The organism is Streptomyces gelaticus, from assembly GCF_014649535.1.
GTDB classification, from domain to species: Bacteria; Actinomycetota; Actinomycetes; order Streptomycetales; family Streptomycetaceae; genus Streptomyces; species Streptomyces gelaticus.
Window position 1 is genome coordinate 25,212 of record NZ_BMTF01000034.1, and the last position, 17,068, is coordinate 42,279.

A 17,068-nucleotide genomic window follows, 5' to 3' on the forward strand; every position below is an offset into this window, starting at 1 on the left:
TTCCCGGGGCCTTGCGTTTCCCGGGTGCGCCGGGCGGCGCTTCGCACGGTCCGGGGCCGGTTGTCGGTCCGCCCGGATAACCTCGTATGTGTGTCGTCCCTTGCGCTGTACCGCCGCTACCGCCCCGAGTCGTTCGCCGAGGTCATTGGGCAGGAGCATGTCACCGACCCGCTGCAGCAGGCGCTGCGGAACAACCGGGTCAATCACGCGTACCTGTTCAGCGGTCCGCGCGGCTGCGGCAAGACGACCAGCGCGCGCATCCTGGCCCGCTGTCTGAACTGCGAGCAGGGGCCGACACCCACGCCGTGCGGCGAGTGCCAGTCCTGTCGGGATCTCGCGCGCAACGGGCCGGGATCGATCGATGTCATCGAGATCGACGCCGCCTCGCACGGTGGCGTCGACGACGCCCGTGATCTGCGGGAGAAGGCGTTCTTCGGGCCCGCGTCGAGTCGTTACAAGATCTACATCATCGACGAGGCGCACATGGTCACGTCGGCGGGGTTCAACGCCCTGCTGAAGGTGGTCGAGGAGCCGCCGGAGCACCTCAAGTTCATCTTCGCGACCACCGAGCCCGAGAAGGTCATCGGCACCATCCGGTCGCGTACCCACCACTACCCGTTCCGCCTCGTGCCGCCGGGGACGCTGCGCGACTACCTCGCCGAGGTCTGCGGCAGGGAGAACAGCCCTGTCGAGGACGGCGTGCTGCCGCTCGTCGTGCGGGCCGGGGCCGGATCCGTGCGTGACTCGATGTCGGTGATGGACCAGCTGCTGGCCGGCGCGGGCGACGACGGTGTGACATACGCCATGGCGACCTCGCTGCTCGGTTATACGGACGGCTCGCTGCTCGACTCCATCGTGGATGCCTTCGCGGCGGGCGACGGGGCCGCGGCGTTCGAGGTCGTGGACCGGGTGATCGAGGGCGGCAACGACCCGCGCCGCTTCGTCGCCGATCTCCTGGAGCGGCTGCGCGACCTGGTGATCCTGGCCGCCGTGCCGGACGCCGGGGAGAAGGGGCTGATCGATGCCCCCGCCGATGTCGTCGAGCGGATGCAGGCCCAGGCGTCCGTCTTCGGTGCCGCCGAGCTGAGCCGCGCCGCCGACCTGGTCAACGAGGGGCTCACGGAGATGCGCGGGGCGACCTCGCCGCGCCTCCAGGTCGAGCTGATCTGCGCCCGGGTGCTGCTGCCCGCCGCCTTCGACGACGAGCGTTCGCTCCAGGCCCGGCTGGACCGGCTGGAGCGGGGCGCTTCCTTCGCGACCACCGGCCCGGGGCCTGCCATGGGGTACGTACCCGGCCCCGAGGCACTCGCCCACGCACCCGCACCCGCCGCGCCGACGGCCCCCGTCGTGCAGCCCGGTGCGGGACCCGCCGCCGCACGCGCCGCGGTACGGGGCGAGGTGCCCGCGCCGGTCCAGGCGCCGCCGTCCGCCCCCGCCGCGGCACCGCCCGCGGCCCCTGTCGCCCCGCAGCCGCCGGCCGAGGCACCGGCTCCCGCGGGCGGTCAGCGTCCCGGTGCCTGGCCCACCGCGGCCGCGCCGGAATCGGGCCGGCGCCCCGGCGGCTGGCCGACCGCCTCCGCCCCGGGCCGGTCGCCCGCCCCGCAGGCCGCTCCGGCCGCCGCTCCTGCCCAGGCGGCGCCCCCGGCCCCGGGGCCGGCCGCAGCCGAGCCGGGTCCGGGCATGGCCCAGGGCGCCGGCCAGGTGCGGAACATGTGGCCGGACATCCTGGAGGCAGTGAAGAACCGCCGCCGGTTCACCTGGATCCTGCTCAGCCAGAACGCCCAGGTCACCGGCTTCGACGGCAGCACCCTGCAGGTCGGCTTCCTCAACGCCGGCGCCCGCGACAACTTCGCGAGCAGCGGCAGCGAGGACGTGCTGCGGCAGGCCCTCGCCGAGCGGTTCAACGCGCAGTGGAAGATCGAGGCCGTCGTCGACCCGTCGGGCGGCGCCGGCACACCCCCGCAGACCGGCGGCCGCCCCGCCGCCCCGCCCCCGCCGCAGTACCAGGCCCCCGCGCCCCAGCAGAGTCACGAACCCCGGCCGGCCGCCTCCCCGCAGCACCAGCAGCCGAGTCAGCAGCAGCCGGGGTACCAGCAGCCGGGCACCGCAGCCGCTCCGGAGCCCGCGCCGCAGCCGTATTCCGCGCCCGAGCCGCCACGCGCGGTTGCCCCCGAGGACGACATCCCCGAGGCCGACGACCCGGATCTCGTCGACTCGGCGCTTTCCGGGCACGAATTGATCGTCCGCGAGCTGGGTGCCACGGTCGTCGAGGAGTTCACCAACGAATAGCGGGCGGCGGCCAGGGTGCGTCCCGGCGGCCGAGGCGTCCGCCGCGGCTCCCCGGGGTGTCCACGGAGCGGCGTCCCGTCAAGGGCGCCGCGCCCCGGCGGCTAGGCTGCACCCGTGAAGGTCCTCGTCATCGGCGGCGGCGCCCGCGAACACGCCCTGTGCCGCTCTCTGTCCCTCGACCCCGACGTCACCGCTCTGTACTGCGCTCCCGGCAACGCCGGCATCGCGGAGGTGGCCGAACTGCACCCGGTCGACGCCCTCGACGGCGACGCCGTCGCGCGCCTCGCCACCGACCTGGGCGCCGAACTGGTGGTCGTCGGCCCGGAGGCGCCGCTCGTCGCCGGGGTCGCCGACTCCGTGCGCGCCGCGGGCATCCCCTGCTTCGGCCCCTCCGGCGAGGCGGCCCGGCTGGAGGGCTCCAAGGCGTTCGCCAAGGACGTGATGGCCGGGGCCGGCGTCCCGACCGCCCGCAGCTACGTCTGCACCACCCCGGCCGAGATCGACGCCGCCCTCGACGCCTTCGGCGCCCCGTACGTCGTCAAGGACGATGGTCTCGCCGCGGGCAAGGGCGTCGTCGTCACCGGCGACGTGGAGGAGGCCCGCGCCCACGCCCTGGCCTGCGGCCGCGTGGTCGTCGAAGAGTTCCTCGACGGCCCCGAGGTGAGCCTCTTCGCGATCACGGACGGCACCACCGTGCTGCCGCTCCAGCCCGCGCAGGATTTCAAGCGCGCCCTGGACGGCGACGAGGGTCCGAACACCGGCGGCATGGGCGCGTACTCCCCGCTCCCGTGGGCCGACCCCAAGCTGGTCGACGAGGTCATGGAGTCGGTGCTCCAGCCGACCGTCGACGAACTCCGCCGCCGCGGCACCCCGTTCTCCGGGCTGCTGTACGCGGGTCTCGCGATCACCTCGCGCGGCGTACGGGTGATCGAGTTCAACGCCCGCTTCGGTGACCCCGAGACCCAGGTGGTCCTGGCCCGCCTGAAGACCCCGTTGGCCGGTGTCCTGCTCGGCTCCGCCAACGGCACGCTCGACGAGCTGCCTCCGCTCAAGTGGCGCGACGAGGCCGCGGTCACCGTCGTCATCGCCTCGCACAACTACCCGGGTACGCCGCGCACGGGCGATCCGATCGAGGGGCTCGACGAGGTGGCCGCGCATGACGCCCCGCACGCGTACGTCCTGCACGCGGGCACCCGGCGGGAGGGCGACACGATCGTCAGCGCGGGCGGCCGGGTGCTGTCCGTGACCGCGACCGGCAAGGACCTCGCGAGCGCCCGGGAGCGCGCTTACACGGCGGCGGCCCGGATCCGGCTCGACGGCTCGCAGCTCCGTACGGACATCGCCCGGAAGGCCGCGGAGGGCTGAGGCGGTCAGCGGGGAGCCGAGACCGTCCTCCCGCGCCCCGTACCCGCGTCCCGCGTTCCTCGTCCCGAATTCTCACCCTGCTGACGTGCCCCGACGCGCCGCTGCCTCAAGGACGGCGGCGCGTCAGCACCTTTACCCAAAGCCATTCCATCGAGTGACGACTGGGCCATCCGGATGACGCCCGCCGACGCCCCAACTAGGGTGCGGCGCAAGCATTCCGGCACTTGGCCCACTGGCATTGCGATGTCGGTGACGGGTGCCACAGTGGGGGAGTGAACAACACCGCCGCAGGGGCAGAGGGGGGTGACGTCCGGCCGTGTCCGGTACCGGTACAAGTGAGGAGCTGGGTGCGCTGAGTGCGCGTTCCCGAGCTCATGCTCTGCTGCGCATCCGAGGCAGGGCGACAGCCGTGGCGATCCTGCCGGCGGCGGTGGCCGTCGTGCTGCTCGTGGCGGGTGCCCAGGGCCTCGCCGTGGGCAGCGGCTGGGACACGGCGCGCTGGGCCGTGACGGTCTGCGCGGTCGTGGTGCTCCTGCTCGCCGCGGCCGTCGCGGTCGCGATCGTACGGGCGAGGCCGGCGATCAGCCCGACCGTCCCGCTCCCCGAGAAGGCCGCCCCCGATCTCTACCGCCTGGTCAGGGACCTCGCCGACCGGCTCGGCGTTCCCGCGCCCTCGGCGATAGCTCTGACGCCCGACTGCGACAGCTGGCTGGAGGACCGCACCCACCCCTCGGCGCAGCCCCTGGCGGGCACCGGCCCGGAGACGGCGGCGCGTGCCGCGGCCCGGCCCCGCCGCCGGGTCCAGGCGGCCCCGGTGCTGGTCATCGGATCGCCGTTCCTGTGGTGGATGCGGGTCGCGGAGCTACGGGCGGTGCTCGCCCCGGTCGTCGCCGGCACTGGCCCGTCCGCGCACCCCGACATAGCCGCGGCGCGCCGTTTCGTACGAGGGCTCGACGGCGCGGTCGCCGACGCCGCCGCGCCCGTGCCGGGACCGCTGGCCGGGGTCCGCAGAGTGCCCCGCGCCTTCGTCGGCTGGATCGCCGGGCTGCTGCTGCGAAGTTGTCGCGGCCATGCGGCGGAGATGGAGCGGAGCGTCGCCGCCGCCGCCTCGGTCCGTGCACAGGGTGTGGATTACGGCCTGCGGATCGTCGCCCAGGAGCAGGTCGGCCTCGCCTACGCGGGCTGGGACCGGCTGCTCACCCGGGTCGCGCTGCCCGCCTGGCGGATGGGCCGCTGGCCGTCCCGGCTGGACGCGGGCGTCGTGGCCGCCCTCACCGAGCTGTCCCGGCGCGACCGGCTCGCCGACGGATTCGCCTCCCGGCTCGGTGAGCGCCCCGCCTGCGACCTCCTGGAGGAGCCGGGCGCGGCCGACGAGGCGGCGTCGCTGCTGGCGGCCCGGCTGTTCCACGGCGGCCCGGCCCGTCCGGGCCCCGACTGGTCGCCGGTCGACTGGCAGCAGTACCCGGAAGAGGTCGTCGACCGGAAGTGGCGCGCCGAGGCTGCGCGCCTGCACCGCGTCCTCGACTCGATGACCCCCGCGCCCGCCCCTGCGGCGGAGCCCGCCATGGCGGCGCCCACGCTGGCCCGTGTCGTCGAGCACCTGGCGGGCCGGACCGGGGTCGGCGAGGAGCTCGCCGCCGGGATCAGCGCCGCGGTGGCCCGAGAGGAGGCGGCGGCCCGGCAGCACCGGGCCGTGGGCCCGTCGGGCCCGGCGGGTGCCCCGGCCGCCGCGGGCACCGGCGGGGACGTCCGGGATCCCTGGGGCCCCGACCCCCTCCCGCTCTTCCCGCTCCAGCCACCGCGCACGGGTACGGAACTGCTCGCCGACCACGTCGTGGCGATGGTCTGCTGCGCGGCGGTGGACACGGCCGGCGCGGCGCCCGGCCTCGACTGGCTCGACGGCCCCGCGCTGCTGATCGACGGCGAGCGCCGGGCGGACCTGAGCAGTCCTGTTCTCAGCCTGGTCGAGGACGGGGACGCGGAACCGCTGCGTACCTGGCTCGTTTCGATCGGCGTACGCACCGACAAGCCCGTACGCCTCGTCTGACCCAGCAGCCCCGTCCGTCACACCGAACGCGCGGAACGGTACGTTCCGTTCACGTCAATTCGCAACGAACGGTGACGGATCACATGCGTTATGTGATGTGCTGGGGGTTGACGCTGACAGTCGGCGCACCGCTGTTGGGGCACGGATGACGCATGACCACTGGCGGTCAGCCACTGGCGATCGGCCATCGCCATCGGCCGTCGACTGTTGTCCCGGGGGACTTGAGGGAGGGAAACGGTATGGGGGCGGAGCAGATCCGACGATGGGAGTCGGGTGCCCTCGCGCACGCCGTCTCCGACCCCTTCGGCCAGGGCCCCCTGCCCTGGCTGCGCGGCAGCGAGAACTACTTCGACGACACCGGGCAGGTCGTCCCCTGGTACGCCGATCCCGCCCTGGCCCGTTCCACCGACGGCGGCACGCGTACGGCCGACGATGTGCACCGCCAGATCAAGGGCTTCATCTCCACAGGCGCCGCCGCCCCCGGCGAGGCGGTCGACTTCCACATCACCGTGGACCCGCCCCAGCAGTTCTCCGTGGACATCTACCGCATCGGTCACTACGGGGGCGACGGCGCCGCCCAGATCACCACCAGCCCCCGGCTCTCCGGCATCGTGCAGCCTCCGCCGCTCACCGCCGACCGCACGGTCTCCTGCCACCACTGGTGGCAGTCCTGGCGGCTGCAGATCCCGAGCTACTGGTCGATCGGCGCGTATGTCGCCGTGCTCACCACGGTGGACGGCTACCGCTCCCACATCCCCTTCACGGTCCGCGACGACCAGTCGGCCGATCTGCTGCTGGTTCTGCCGGACATCACCTGGCAGGCGTACAACCTCTACCCGGAGGACGGCCGCACCGGCGCCAGCCTCTACCACGCCTGGGACGAGCAGGGCTGCCTCCTGGGCGAGGAGGACGCCGCGGTCACCGTCTCCTTCGACCGCCCCTACGCGGGCGCCGGTCTGCCGCTCCATGTCGGCCACGCCTACGACTTCATCCGCTGGGCCGAGCGCTACGGCTACGACATTGCGTACGCCGACACCCGCGATCTGCACGCGGGCCGCGTCGACCCGGCCCGCTACCGGGGGCTGGTCTTCCCCGGCCACGACGAGTACTGGTCGGTGCCCATGCGCCGCACGGTCGAACGCGCCCGCGACGGTGGCACCTCGCTGGTCTTCCTCTCCGCCAACACCATGTACTGGCAGGTCAGCCTCTCCCCGTCGCCGTCCGGCGTCCCGGACCGCCTGCTCACCTGCCGCAAGCGGCGCGGTCCGGGAAAGCCCGCCCTCTGGCGCGAGATCGACCGCCCCGAGCAGCAGCTCCTGGGGATCCAGTACGCGGGCCGGGTCCTCGACCCCCACCCCCTGGTCGTACGGAACGCCGAGCACTGGCTCTGGGAGGCGACGGGCGCGGGCGAGGGCGACGAGCTCGACGGCCTGGTCGCCGGCGAGGCCGACCGCTACTTCCCGCGCACCCCGCTCCCCGAGCACGAGAGCCGCATCCTGCTCGCCCACTCCCCGTATCCGGACAGCGAGGGCGTCAAGCGCCACCAGGAGACCTCCGTGTACCGGGCCCCGTCCGGGGCGATCGTCTTCTCCTCGGGCACCTTCGCCTGGTCTCCGGCGCTGGACCGCCCCGGCCATGTCGACCCCCGCATCCAGCGGGCCACCGCCAACCTCCTCGACCGCATCTGCAAGCGCGACTGAACCGCACTCGGGCCGCCGCACCCGGCCACCCGGGGCCATGGCGGCCGAATCGCTCCCGGGCCCACGGCAGTCGGCACCACGGAAGCCCCCGTTCCACCCCACCGCACGCGATACGGGAGAATCGGAACAACTCCTGGATCAACCTACGCGGAGGCAGCGTGTCCGGATTTGTAGAAAAGCCCGAGCCAGTGCAGGTCCCGGGGCTCACCCACCTGCACACGGGCAAGGTGCGCGACCTGTACCGGAACGAGGCGGGCGACCTCGTCATGGTCGCCAGCGACCGCATGTCCGCGTACGACTGGGTGCTGCCGACCGAGATCCCGGACAAGGGCCGGGTGCTCACCCGGCTCTCGCTGTGGTGGTTCGACCAGCTCGCCGACCTGGTGCCCAACCACGTGCTGTCCACGGAGCTGCCCGCCGGCGCCCCTGCGGACTGGGCCGGCCGCACCCTGATCTGCAAGTCGCTGCGGATGGTCCCGGTCGAGTGTGTCGCCCGCGGCTACCTCACCGGCTCCGGCCTCGTCGAGTACAAGGAGTCCCGCACGGTCTGCGGACTCGACCTGCCCGAGGGGCTCGTCGACGGCTCCGAACTCCCGGCGCCGATCTTCACCCCCGCCACCAAGGCGGCGGTCGGCGACCACGACGAGAACGTGAGCTTCGAGGAGGTGGCCCGACAGGTCGGCGCGGAGACCGCCGACCGGCTGCGCGGCACCACGCTCGACGTCTACAGCAGGGCGCGTGACATCGCGCGCGAGCGCGGCATCATCCTCGCCGACACGAAGTTCGAGTTCGGTTTCGCCCCCACGGCCGACGGCGGTGAGGAGCTGATCATCGCGGACGAGGTCCTCACCCCGGACTCCTCGCGCTTCTGGCCCGCGGCCGCCTGGGAGCCCGGCAGGGCCCAGCCCAGCTACGACAAGCAGTTCGTCCGCGACTGGCTGACCTCGCCGGCCTCCGGCTGGGACCGCAAGAGCGAGCAGCCGCCGCCTGCGCTGCCCCAGGAGGTCGTGGACGTGACCCGGGCGAAGTACCTGGAGGCGTACGAACTCCTCACCGGCACGCCCTGGCAGTAGGGCCTGCCACCGGAACACGAAGAAGCCCCCGGCCGGAAGGCTGGGGGCTTCTTGCTGAACCGAGCGGACGACCAGGTTCGAACTGGCGACCTCAACCTTGGCAAGGTTGCGCTCTACCAACTGAGCTACGTCCGCAAGCGCCGAAGCGCGAGAACCACTATACCCATCCGCGCTGCCTTGCGAGACGCACCGCGGCGTGGCGATTCTCCGCACCGAGCTTCGAGGCGGCCGCCGAGAGGTAATTCCGGACCGTTCCCTGCGACAGCGATGCCCGCTCCGCGATCTCCGCGACGGGTGCACCGTCCGCCGCCAGCTCCAGCACCTCGGTCTCGCGCGCGGTCAGCGGGGAGTCGCCGGCGGAGATCGCGTCGGCCGCCAACTCCGGGTCCACGTAACGGTTTCCGGCATGCACGGTGCGGATGATCCCGGCCAGCTGCCGGGCGCTGACGGTCTTCGGAACGAAGGCCCGCACGCCCGCCGCGAGTGCCCGTTTCAGATGTCCGGGCAGACCGTGGCTCGTCACGATCATCGTCCGGCAGCCGGGCAGTTCGGTCCGCAGTGATGTGGCGACACTCACACCGTCGGCACCCGGCATCTCCAGATCGAGGACCGCCACATCGGGCCGATGGGCCCGCGCCATGGCCAGCGCCTCCGGGCCGGTCGCAGCCTCCGCGACCACCGCGAGGTCGTCCTCCAGGGCCAGTAGCGCGGCCAGCGCGCCCCGGATCAGATGCTCGTCGTCGGCGAGCAGCACCCGTACGGTCGTCATCGTCGTTCCTCCTGAAGTACGGGTGCCTCCCGGGCGACAGGTGGCTTCCCGAGGCGGGCCGGGGGCGTCGCCGGTCCGAGCGGGATCGTCGCCGTGAGCCGGAACAAGCCGTTCCCCGCCGGGCCCGCGTCCAGCGAACCGTCGACCACGCGCAGTCGCTCCCGCAGCCCGGCCAGCCCGGAGCCGCCCGACGCGGAGCCGTCACCCGCCCCGGACCTCCCGTCGGGTCTCGTGGCGGCCACCGCCCCGTCGTTCTCCACCAGCAGCACGACCGCGTCCGCCGAGGTTCTGAGCCGGATCGTGCAGTGGCGCGGATCGCCGTGCCGCAGCACATTGGTCGCCGCCTCCCGCACGACCCAGCCGAGCGCCGACTGCACGGGGGCGGGCAGCCGGTCGCCGGTGTCCCCCGTCACCTCGCACCTGATCCCGGCCGCACTCAACACCCCCCGGGCACCGGCCAGTTCCGTACTCAGATCGGCCTCCCGGTATCCCCGCACGACATCGCGCACCTCCTGCTGCGAGGTGCGGGCTATCCGCTGCACCTCGACCATCTGGTCCACCGCCTCCGGCCTGCCGCGCTGTGCCAGCTCCACGGCCAGTTCGCTCTTCAGCGCGATCACGGCGAGATTGCGGCCCAGTACGTCGTGCAAGTCCCGCCCGAACCGCAGCCGTTCCTCGGCGACCGCCAGTCGGGCCTGAAGATCCCGGGCCTCCTCGGCCTGCCACATCACAGCCATGCTCCACGCACTGGGCCGTACGGAGATCAGCGTGAGTATGCAGCCGAAGAGTGTCGTCGGCACCACCCCCGCCAGTGTCCCGCCGCGCACTCCTACCGTGGCGAGAACACCGACGTTCAGCGCGGTGACGACGAACGATTGGATCAGGAAGGTGCGGACCGGGGCCAGCAGGGCCTGCGTTATCGCGAACGCCACCGGAGCGTTCGTGGTCATGAGGAGCAGCCCGGCGTCGTCCACCCCGTCCACAGCGGCCATCGCCGCCAGCAGCGCCAGGCTCACCACCAGCAGCACCAGCGGCGGCAGTTGCCGCCGCCGCGGAAAGACGGCGCTACCGAGGTAGTGGGCGTACGACAGCTTCACATTGCGGTTGCTCAGCAGGCACTGCACAAGACTCACGAGCAGCAGTGCCACGCCCAGCGCGATCGGGAGCGGCGCATGGCGGATGTCCGACTTGAAGGGGGCCAGCTGCCACGACAGGGTGAAGAGCCAGGGGATCACCGAAAGAGTCAGCCGCGAGTACAGATCGATCCGCTCCAGCTTGCTGCGCTTCTGCCAGCTGCGGCGCCAGCCCCGCACGAGCACCGACACAGCACGTCCCCCCTCAGCGTCGCGGATCCCAGCGGAACCGACGTTTCACAGCAAACACGGCGAACGCGGTCCAGGCCAGCCCCGTCAGAGCGGCCACGAGCAGGTCGGAGCCTTCGGCACCGCCCAGCCAGCCCGTCCGCACGAGCCTCATCACCCCGGTCACCGGCAGCAGCTCGCACACGGACGCCATCGGGTCGGGCATGATCTCCAGCGGCACGAAGAGCCCCGAGCCCATCATCGAGATGAAGAACAGCGGGAGCGTGGTGAGCTGCGACGTCTGCACGGTGCGGGTCACCGCGGAGGTGGCTGCGGCCAGTGCCGCCAGCAGCACCACGCCCAGCAGCAGACCCGCCAGGAGCAGTTCGGGCCGTCGCGGCGCGGCGAGGCCGAAGAAGGCCGTCCCCGCCGCCACGATCACCGCGGTCTGTGCCAGAGCCAGCGCGACCGACGGCAGGGCGGTTCCGATGAGGATCTCCCAGTCGGTGACCTCGCCGGTACGCAGCCGCTTCAGGACCAGGTCCTCGCGCCGCGCCACATAGGCCGAGACCAGGTTCATGTAGATGGCCTGGATCAGCACGATGCCGATGCCGCCGGTGAGCGCCGCCGCGGCGACGGACAGACCGGTCCCGTCGAGAACGGACTGCTTCAGTGTCGACTTCATGGCCAGGACCATGGCGGCAGGCATCAGCAGCGCGACGAACACCGCCGTCCGGTTCCGGGCGAGCAGGACGACCTCGGCGCGCCCGAGGGCGGTCAGCCGGCCCCGGAGCGTTGTGCACGTCGCCGTGGTCGCGCCGGTCGTGCTCGCCGCGCCGGTCGTTCCGGTCGTCGTGGTCGTCATCACGCAGCCACCTTCTCGGACTCCGACGCGCTCTGCGCGATATCGAGAAACGCCTCTTCGAGTGTGGCCGACCGGGCATCGAGGCCGAGCAGCCGGACGTCCGACTCCCTCGCCCAGATCAGCAGTTCGCCCAGGGACTCCTGCAAGCGGTGGGTACGTATCTCGATCAGTCGGCCCTCGGCGGCGGCCCGCAGCCCCAGCGGAAGCCGGGCCGCAGGCACTCCCTGCGGCAGCTCGAACCGGATGCGGGCGGGGCGGGCGGCCGTCACCTCGGCGGTGGTGCCCGCCGTCACCACCCGCCCCTGGTGCATGATCGCGAGCTGGTCGGCGAGCGTCTCGGCCTCCTCCAGATAGTGCGTGGTGAGCAGCACCGTGGTGCCGCCGTCCCGCAGCGCGCGCACCAATTCCCAGGTGTCCCGCCGTCCTTCGGCGTCGAGTCCGGTGGTCGGCTCGTCCAGGAACAGCACTTCGGGCCGGCCGAGCAGGGCCAGCGCCAGGTCCAGACGGCGACGCTCGCCGCCGGAGAGCTGTTTGACCCGCACCCGCGCCCGGTGCGTGAGCCCGACCAGCTCCAGTGCCTCGCCGGGCGGGCGCGCGCCGCTGGTGCAGCCCGCCCACATCCGTACCGTTTCGGTGACCGTCAGCTCGGACGGGAAGCCGCCCTCCTGGAGCATCACACCCATCCGCGGCCGGACGGCGGCGCGCTCGCGGAACGGGTCGTGGCCGAGCACCCGTACCGTGCCGGCGTCGGGCCCGGCCAAGCCCTCCAGCAGCTCGACGGTGGAGGTCTTCCCGGCGCCGTTCGTACCGAGCAGGGCGAAGAGCTCGCCGCGCGCCACCGAGAAGGAGACACCGGCCACGGCCTCGAAGCCGCCCGCGTAGCGCCGCCGCACACCGGTTGCCTCGATCACCGCACCGGAAGCGGAAGCGGGGCCGGAGGTGGCAGCGGAGGCGGATGTGGTGCATGCCACAGCCCAATCCGCGGCCCGGTTCGCAGCCCGGTCCGCGCGGTTGCTTGGAATGTCGTCGCTGGTCATGCCTACAGATTTCCGCGGGATCGGCGACGGGATCAGTGCGAGCTGTCATCACTGCTCATGACAAACGTCATGTGAGGAGGAGCACGACGAAGGCCCTGGTCGATATGACCAGGGCCTTCGTTTTGATCAAGAGCGGACGACGAGATTCGAACTCGCGACCCTCACCTTGGCAAGGTGATGCTCTACCAACTGAGCCACGTCCGCATTGCTGCCGCTCATTGTACTCCTCGAAAGGAGGTCCATCGGGCGGTGCGAGCATTACTCTACCTGATCCACCGGAGTGGTCGATAAGAGCGATGCAGAGCGGGTGACAGGAATTGCACACTGCGCCTTCCCCCTGGAAGGGGGATGTTCTACTACTGAACTACACCCGCACGCTGCGTGAGGTTTGGCTTTGCGGCCTTGCCCCTCGGCGTGCTCCAGACTTTAGCCGACCTGCAGGGGTGTAGCGCAAGTCGGTGCCCGCAGGGTGTCGCCGAAGCGGGCTTCGGCGACACCCTGCGGGCGGTGCGGGCCGGGATGGCCGGTCAACTCGCTGCGCGGAACGCTTCGTAGACCTTCTTGGGGATCCGGCCGCGGGCCGGCACCTCCATCCGGTGGGAGCGGGCCCAGGCGCGCACGGCCGCCGGGTCGGGGGCGAGTGAAGTGTGCCGGTACGAGACGGGAGTCTTGCTGCGCTTGCTGGCATTTGTCTGCTTTCGGCCCGCCGCCATGTACGGTGCGAGCGCCTTGCGCAGTTTCTTTGCATTGGACGGATTGAGGTCGATCTCGTACGACTTCCCGTCCAGGGCGAAGCTGACCGTTTCCGCCGCGTCTCCCCCGTCGATGTCGTCGGAGAGCGTGACCACTACGCGCTGAGCCACGGATATCGGTCCTTTCCTACGGTATCGGCGCGTCTGGCGTGCACTGATACCGGCCTTCCGGCTGGTAGGCGGATACGGCGCCGGCGGTTGCCGACTGTTTAGGGTCAATGCTGCATTCCCCGGTAATCATTTGTACAGCGGCGGGCGCCGCAATGTGAAGCTCACCCAATTACCTCCGCGTGTCAGCCTTCTATGTGTGCCGCTGGTGAGGATTTTCTTTGCATGGCTTTCCCCATGTGTTGTCGCGTCCGATATCTGGGCGTGATCAAGGGCTCTCGATATCTACTCGCGTAGAATTTCTGGCCAGGTACGCTGAAGGGACCTGCGGGGGTCTGGGGAGCCCCCCGGAGAAACAGCCGCACCACACCACCACCGGGAGTGCCAGTGGCACGCGTCGTAGTCGACGTCATGCTCAAGCCCGAGATCCTCGACCCGCAGGGACAGGCGGTGCAGCGTGCACTGCCCCGTCTCGGCTTCGAGGGAATCGCGGACGTACGTCAGGGAAAGCGTTTCGAGCTCGAGGTCGAGGGGCCGGTCGACGATGCCGCCCTCAGCCGTATTCACGAGATGGCCGAGACTTTCCTCGCCAACACCGTCATCGAGGACTTCACCGTGAAGGTGGAGAAGGCCGAGGAGTCGAAGTGACTTCCCGCCCGTCTCCCACCACCACCCGTGAGGGAGGCCCTTCGGGCCGCAGTAACACCCGAATCGGAGTCGTCACCTTTCCCGGCACGCTCGACGACAAGGACAGCCTGAGGGCCGTACGGCTCGCGGGTGCCGAACCCGTATCGCTGTGGCACCGCGACAAGGACCTGCACCAGGTCGACGCGGTCATCCTGGCGGGCGGCTTCTCCTACGGCGACTATCTGCGGGCCGGCGCCATCTCCCGCTTCTCGCCGGTCATGGAGACCGTCATCGAGCAGGCGAAGGCGGGGATGCCGGTCCTCGGCATCTGCAACGGTTTCCAGGTCCTGACCGAGGCGCATCTGCTGCCCGGCGCGATGCTGCGGAACGACCACCTGCACTTCATCTGCCGCGACCAGAAGCTGCGCGTCGAGAACGCGGAGACCGCCTGGACCTCGGACTACTCCGCGGGCCAGGAGATCTCCGTACCGCTCAAGAACATGGACGGGCGCTACGTCGCCGACGAGCGCGTGCTCGACGAGCTGGAGGCGGAGGGCCGGGTGGCCTTTCGCTACCTGGACAAGAACCCCAACGGCTCGCTGCGCGACATCGCCGGCATCACCAACGCCGCGGGCAATGTCGTCGGCCTGATGCCGCACCCGGAGCACGCCGTCGAGCCGCTGACCGGAACCGGCCGCACCGACGGTCTCGGTTTCTTCACCTCGATCATCAAGAAGCTGGTCAACGCATGAGCCTGGATACGGTCAAGCACGCGGCCGAGACCCCGGACGTCGCGCAGCCCTGGAAGGAGCTCGGCCTCAAGGAGGACGAGTACGCCCGGATCCGCGAGATCCTGGGCCGCCGTCCCACCGGCGCCGAGCTCGCCATGTACTCCGTGATGTGGTCCGAGCACTGCTCGTACAAGAGCAGCAAGGTTCACCTCAAGCAGTTCGGCGAGAAGGCCCCCGCCAACGACGCGATGCTCGTCGGCATCGGCGAGAACGCCGGTGTGGTCGACGTCGGTCAGGGGTACGCGGTCACCTTCAAGGTCGAGTCGCACAACCACCCCTCGTACATCGAGCCCTACCAGGGTGCGGCGACCGGTGTCGGCGGCATCGTCCGCGACATCCTCGCCATGGGTGCCCGCCCGGTCGCCGTCGTCGACCCGCTGCGCTTCGGCGCGGCCGACCACCCCGACACCAAGCGCGTCCTGCCGGGCGTCGTCGCGGGCATCGGCGGTTACGGCAACTGCCTGGGTCTGCCGAACATCGGCGGCGAGGTCGTCTTCGACGCCTGCTACCAGGGCAACCCGCTGGTCAACGCCGGCTGCATCGGCGTGATGAAGCACGAGGACATCCACCTGGCCAAGGCCTCCGGCCCCGGCAACAAGGTGATCCTCTACGGTGCCCGCACCGGCGGCGACGGCATCGGCGGCGTCTCCGTGCTGGCCTCGGAGACCTTCGAGTCGACCGGCCCGGCCAAGCGCCCGGCCGTCCAGGTCGGCGACCCGTTCCAGGAGAAGCTCCTCATCGAGTGCACCCTGGAGATCTTCAAGGAGAAGCTCGTCGCGGGCATCCAGGACCTCGGCGGCGCCGGGCTCTCCTGCGCCACGTCCGAGCTGGCCTCCGCCGGTTCCGGCGGCATGCGCGTCGAGCTGGACACCGTGCCGCTGCGCGATTCCTCCCTCTCGCCCGAGGAAATCCTCATGAGCGAGTCGCAGGAGCGCATGTGCGCGATCGTCGAGCCGCACCACGTCGAGCGCTTCCTGGAGATCTGCGAGAAGTGGGACGTCATCGCCACCGTCATCGGTGAGGTGACCGAGGGCTCCCAGCTGGAGATCTTCTGGCACGGCGAGCAGATCGTCGAGGTGCCGCCGCGGTCCGTGGCCCACGAGGGCCCGACGTACCACCGTCCGTTCGCCCGCCCGTCCTGGCAGGACGCGCTGCAGGCCGACGACGCGGGCAAGCTGGCCCGGCCGGCGAACGGCGCGGAGCTGCGCGAGCAGGTCCTCAAGCTAATCGCCTCGCCGAACCAGGCGTCGAAGTCCTGGATCACCGACCAGTACGACCGGTTCGTGCAGGGCAACACCGTGCTCGCGATGCCCGAGGACGCCGGCATGGTCCGGATCGACGAGGAGTCGAACCTGGGCGTGGCCATGGCGACCGACGGCAACGGCCGGTACGCCAAGCTCGACCCGTACACCGGCGCGCAGCTCGCGCTGGCGGAGTCGTACCGCAATGTGGCCGCCTCCGGTGCCAAGCCGCTGGCCATCTCGGACTGCCTGAACTTCGGTTCGCCCGAGGACCCGGACGTCATGTGGCAGTTCGCCGAGGCCACCCGTGGTCTCGCGGACGGCTGCCTGGAGCTGGGCACCCCGGTCACCGGCGGCAATGTGTCGCTGTACAACCAGACCGGTGAGACGGCGATCCACCCGACGCCGGTCGTGGCCGTGCTCGGTGTGATCGACGATGTCACCCGGCGTACGCCGGTCGCCTTCGCGGAAGAGGGCCAGCTCCTCTACCTGCTGGGCGACACGCGTGAGGAGTTCGGCGGCTCGGCCTGGTCCGAGGTCGTCCACGGCCACCTCGGCGGCATGCCGCCCAAGGTCGACCTGGGCCGCGAGAAGCTGCTCGGCGAGATCCTGATCTCGGCCTCCCGCGACGGCATGATCGATGCGGCGCACGACCTCTCCGACGGCGGTCTGATCCAGGCGGTCACCGAGTCCTGCCTGCGCGGCGGGAAGGGTGCCCGGCTGGTCGTGCCCGACGGTCTGGACGCGTTCACGTTCCTCTTCTCCGAGTCGGCGGGGCGCGCGGTCGTCTCGGTGCCTCGGAGTGAGGAGCTCCGCTTCAACGACATGTGCGGGGCCCGGGGTCTGCCCGTCGCCCGGATCGGTGTCGTGGACGGCGAGGAGATCGAGATCCAGGGCGAGTTCAGCATTCCGCTGAGCGAGCTGCGTACGGCGCACGAGGCGACCATTCCGGCCCTGCTCGCCTGACATAGCTGTTCCTGACGAGGACGACCCCGCCCTGTTTCCCGGGCGGGGTCGTCCTCGTATCGTCCGGGTACGGAATTCCGGCGCAATTCCGTTCATCGCTGGAGTCGCGTGAGCGACTGCGGCGTGATGAATTCGGC

The 17,068-nt window shown here is 71.3% G+C and carries 13 protein-coding genes and 3 tRNA genes; 8 read left to right on the forward strand and 8 right to left on the reverse strand.

Annotated features, from left to right (window positions below; genetic code table 11):
- Positions 1-90: 90 nt before the first annotated feature.
- From IE107_RS31455 to IE107_RS31475, 5 genes are all read left to right on the forward strand, one after another.
- Positions 91-2,289 (forward strand): DNA polymerase III subunit gamma and tau, encoded by a 2,199-nt coding sequence (locus tag IE107_RS31455; protein WP_189547767.1) that lies wholly within the window; start codon positions 91-93, stop codon positions 2,287-2,289.
- A 114-nt stretch (positions 2,290-2,403) separates the two neighbouring features.
- Positions 2,404-3,654: a phosphoribosylamine--glycine ligase gene (gene purD / locus IE107_RS31460; RefSeq protein ID WP_189547768.1), complete on the forward strand. Its 1,251-nt coding sequence runs from the start codon at positions 2,404-2,406 to the stop codon at positions 3,652-3,654.
- A gap of 316 nt (positions 3,655-3,970) precedes the next feature.
- A complete protein-coding gene (locus IE107_RS31465; protein WP_189547769.1) occupies positions 3,971-5,701 on the forward strand; it encodes a M48 family metalloprotease in 1,731 nt (576 codons plus the stop codon).
- Positions 5,702-5,940: 239 nt separating this feature from the next.
- Positions 5,941-7,401, forward strand: coding sequence for a N,N-dimethylformamidase beta subunit family domain-containing protein (locus IE107_RS31470; protein ID WP_189547770.1), 1,461 nt, complete (start codon positions 5,941-5,943; stop codon positions 7,399-7,401).
- Between the two features lie 158 nt (positions 7,402-7,559).
- A complete protein-coding gene (locus IE107_RS31475; protein WP_189547771.1) occupies positions 7,560-8,474 on the forward strand; it encodes a phosphoribosylaminoimidazolesuccinocarboxamide synthase in 915 nt (304 codons plus the stop codon).
- A 62-nt stretch (positions 8,475-8,536) separates the two neighbouring features.
- Here IE107_RS31475 and IE107_RS31480 read toward each other — a convergent pair.
- From IE107_RS31480 to IE107_RS31515, 8 genes are all read right to left on the reverse strand, one after another.
- Positions 8,537-8,609, reverse strand: a tRNA-Gly gene (locus tag IE107_RS31480).
- Between the two features lie 22 nt (positions 8,610-8,631).
- Positions 8,632-9,243 carry a response regulator transcription factor gene (locus IE107_RS31485; RefSeq protein WP_189547772.1) on the reverse strand — a complete coding sequence of 204 codons (612 nt, stop codon included), beginning with the start codon at positions 9,241-9,243 and terminating at the stop codon, positions 8,632-8,634.
- Entirely contained in the window at positions 9,240-10,562 is a 1,323-nt protein-coding gene (locus tag IE107_RS31490) for a sensor histidine kinase (RefSeq protein ID WP_189547794.1), read from the reverse strand. The genes IE107_RS31485 and IE107_RS31490 overlap by 4 nt, the downstream gene beginning before the upstream one ends.
- Before the next feature lie 19 nt (positions 10,563-10,581).
- The gene (locus tag IE107_RS31495; RefSeq protein WP_189547773.1) at positions 10,582-11,409 is read right to left on the reverse strand and encodes an ABC transporter permease; all 828 of its coding nucleotides are present in this window, start codon (positions 11,407-11,409) and stop codon (positions 10,582-10,584) included.
- Entirely contained in the window at positions 11,409-12,446 is a 1,038-nt protein-coding gene (locus IE107_RS31500) for an ABC transporter ATP-binding protein (RefSeq protein WP_189547774.1), read from the reverse strand. The genes IE107_RS31495 and IE107_RS31500 overlap by 1 nt, the downstream gene beginning before the upstream one ends.
- 131 nt (positions 12,447-12,577) lie before the next feature.
- A tRNA-Gly gene (locus tag IE107_RS31505) sits at positions 12,578-12,650 on the reverse strand.
- 98 nt (positions 12,651-12,748) lie between these two features.
- A tRNA-Gly gene (locus IE107_RS31510) sits at positions 12,749-12,820 on the reverse strand.
- Positions 12,821-12,973: 153 nt separating this feature from the next.
- Entirely contained in the window at positions 12,974-13,309 is a 336-nt protein-coding gene (locus IE107_RS31515) for a histone-like nucleoid-structuring protein Lsr2 (RefSeq protein ID WP_189547775.1), read from the reverse strand.
- A gap of 384 nt (positions 13,310-13,693) precedes the next feature.
- Between IE107_RS31515 and purS the strand changes: the two genes are divergently transcribed.
- From purS to purL, 3 genes are all read left to right on the forward strand, one after another.
- Positions 13,694-13,954, forward strand: coding sequence for a phosphoribosylformylglycinamidine synthase subunit PurS (purS, locus tag IE107_RS31520; RefSeq protein ID WP_176729353.1), 261 nt, complete (start codon positions 13,694-13,696; stop codon positions 13,952-13,954).
- 62 nt (positions 13,955-14,016) lie between these two features.
- Positions 14,017-14,685, forward strand: a complete 669-nt coding sequence (gene purQ, locus IE107_RS31525; RefSeq protein WP_189547795.1) for a phosphoribosylformylglycinamidine synthase subunit PurQ — start codon at positions 14,017-14,019, stop codon at positions 14,683-14,685.
- Positions 14,682-16,931, forward strand: a complete 2,250-nt coding sequence (gene purL, locus IE107_RS31530) for a phosphoribosylformylglycinamidine synthase subunit PurL (RefSeq protein WP_189547776.1) — start codon at positions 14,682-14,684, stop codon at positions 16,929-16,931. Before purQ ends, purL begins: the two co-directional genes overlap by 4 nt.
- Positions 16,932-17,068: the final 137 nt, after the last annotated feature.

Bases quoted from the DNA above. Each gene is read 5' to 3' on its own strand.
- IE107_RS31470 (WP_189547770.1), top strand. From the start codon at position 5,941: ATGGGGGCGGAGCAGATCCGACGATGGGAGTCGGGTGCCCTCGCGCAC.
- IE107_RS31485 (WP_189547772.1), bottom strand. From the start codon at position 9,243: ATGACGACCGTACGGGTGCTGCTCGCCGACGACGAGCATCTGATCCGG.
- IE107_RS31495 (WP_189547773.1), bottom strand. From the start codon at position 11,409: ATGACGACCACGACGACCGGAACGACCGGCGCGGCGAGCACGACCGGC.
- IE107_RS31500 (WP_189547774.1), bottom strand. From the start codon at position 12,446: ATGACCAGCGACGACATTCCAAGCAACCGCGCGGACCGGGCTGCGAAC.
- purL (WP_189547776.1), top strand. From the start codon at position 14,682: ATGAGCCTGGATACGGTCAAGCACGCGGCCGAGACCCCGGACGTCGCG.